The following is a 2,413-nucleotide window of genomic DNA, read 5'->3' as shown; positions in this document are numbered from 1 at the left end:
GCCGGACGTTCGCCCGTCACGGCATCCCGGCCGTGCTCGGCGGCGGCAGCAACGTGCTCACCAGCGAGGCCGCCGACGACTGGCTCGCGCTGCTCGAGGCAATGGAGTCGCCCCAGCGCTCGGGCCTCGTCCGCGCCGCGGCCCTGACCGACCTGCTGGGCCACGACGTCGCCGGTCTGGTCGCCGGCGGCGACCAGCTCACCGACAGGATCGCCACCCGGGTGCGTGACCTCGCCGACCTGCTGGCGGCGCGCGGTGTCGCGGCGGTCGTCGAGACGATCACCGACGAGTCGTTCGCCGCGCGCATCCTGTCGCGGGCCGACGGCTACCGCCGGATGACCGACCTGCGACACGTCGCCCACCTGATGCACGAGGTCGCCCTGCGCGAGCATCTCGGGCTGTCAGGCCTCGTGCAGTGGTTGCGGCGTCAGCGCAGCGAGCGCGGCGAGTCCGCCGAGCTCACCCGTCGGCTCGACAGCGACGCCAAGGCCGTCCAGGTGCTGACGATCCACGCCAGCAAGGGACTCGAGTTCCCGATCGTCCACCTGCCGTTCCTGTTCAACCGGTGGAAGCCCGACCGCGAGGAGCGACCGCGCTTCCACGACGCCACGGGCGCGCGGATCCTCGACGTGGGCGGGACGGGTCACCCGGACTTCGGCGAGCACTCCAGGCTCTCGCAGGCCGAAGACGCCGGCGAGGTCCTGCGGCTGGCCTACGTCGCGATGACGCGGGCGAAGTCCCAGCTCGTGGCCTGGTGGGCGCCCACCCGCGACGCGCGCAACTCGGGCCTGCACCGCCTGCTGTTCCGGGGCGACCCGACCTCACCGGACGTGCCCGAGCGCGCGGCCGTGCCCGACGACTCGACGGCCCGCTCGGTGCTGCTCGGGTGGCAGGAGGCCGGCGGTCCGGTCGTCGAGCCCGTCACCGAGCGCACCGTGTCCCCGCCCGCGCAGATCGAGGAGGCCGGCGACCTGGCCGTGCGCCACTTCGACCGCGCGCTCGACACCGCTTGGCGCCGTACGTCGTACACGGGCCTCACCCGTGAGGACGACTCGCCCCATGTGGGCACCGAGGCGCCCGACGACGGCACGACCGACGAGACCGACCTCGTCGTGGCCGAGCCGGCCGACGCGGACCCACGGCCGTCCCCGATGGCGGACCTGCCCAGGGGCGCCACGTTCGGCAGCCTCGTCCACGGCGTCCTCGAGGAGGTCGACGTCACCGCAGCCGACCTCGAGGCCGAGCTGCGCGCCCGGATCGAGGAGCAGCTGGGGCTCTGGCCGGTCGACCTGGACGTGGACACCGCCGTGACGGCCTTCAAGGCGATCCTGTCGACCCCGCTCGGCCCGCTGGCCGACGATCACGACCTGGCGACGGTGCTCGCGACTCCGCAGTGGAAGGAGCTCGACTTCGAGATCCCGCTCGGGGGCGGGGACCGACCCGTTCCCTCGCTGACTCGCCTGGCCGACGTCGCCGACCTGCTCGACCGGCACCTGGCCCCGGACGACCCGATCCGGCCGTTCGCCGACCGCCTGCGCTCACCGGGTCTCGCGGACCAGTCCCTGCGCGGGTACCTGACGGGCTCGATCGACCTCGCGCTGCGGCTGCCGTCCGGACGCTTCCTGGTGATCGACCACAAGACGAACTGGCTCGGACCGACGGACGTGCCCCTCACGATCGCCGGCTACCGGCCCGACGCCCTAGCCGACGCGATGAACTCGGGCACGTACCCGTTGCAGGCGCTGCTCTACGCGGTCGTGCTGCACCGCTTCCTGCGCTGGCGGCTGCGGGGCTACTCACCCGAGCAGCACCTCGGCGGCGTGCTCTACCTCTACGTCCGCGGCATGGCGGGACCCGAGTCGCCGCGCGTCGACGGCGTGCCCCACGGCGTCTTCTCGTGGCGTCCGCCGACCGAGCTGGTGACCGCCCTGTCCGACCTCCTGGACGGCTCGACCGGAGGGACCGCCCGATGACCACGGCCACGATCGACGACTTCGTCACCGCCGAGGTGCTCACCCCCGGCGACGCCCTGATCACCGCTCGCCTCGGTGCGATCGCCGGTGAGACCGCCGGTGAGACCGCCGCTCTCCCGCTGCTGGCCCTGGCGTTCGCCGTGCGCGCGGTCCGGCACGGGTCGACCTGCTTCGACCCGCGCGAGGATCCCGAGGTCCCGGGACTCACGTGGCCCGAGCCGCAGGCGCTGCTCGCTGCGGTGCGGTCCAGCCGGCTCGAGCGCGTGCTCCTCGTCGAGCACGACCTGCTCTATCTCGACCGCTACCGCCAGCTCGAGGTCGCGCTGTGCGACGACCTCTCGGCCCGGGCCGACCTCGCCGCGCCACCGTTGGACGAGGACCTGCTCCGCGCCGACCTCGACCGCCTCTTCCCCGGCGCCGGCCACGCCGACCAGCGAGCC

Annotated in this window: 1 protein-coding gene and 1 pseudogene; both read left to right on the top strand. The window is 73.8% G+C overall.

All coding sequences use genetic code 11. The annotated features are described in order from the left end of the window. Positions 1-1,973: 3'-5' exonuclease (locus RT323_RS16515; RefSeq protein ID WP_313410375.1), on the top strand; the 1,973-nt coding region annotated here is incomplete at its 5' end. Then, positions 1,970-2,413, top strand: a pseudogene (locus tag RT323_RS16510) (exodeoxyribonuclease V subunit alpha); the annotation flags it as partial. The gene RT323_RS16515 and the pseudogene RT323_RS16510, both read left to right, overlap by 4 nt.

The organism is Aeromicrobium sp. (genome assembly GCF_032084975.1).
GTDB lineage: Bacteria > Actinomycetota > Actinomycetes > Propionibacteriales > Nocardioidaceae > Aeromicrobium.
Note: the sequence above shows the minus strand (reverse complement) of the source record. Positions and strands in the feature narration are given on the sequence as shown.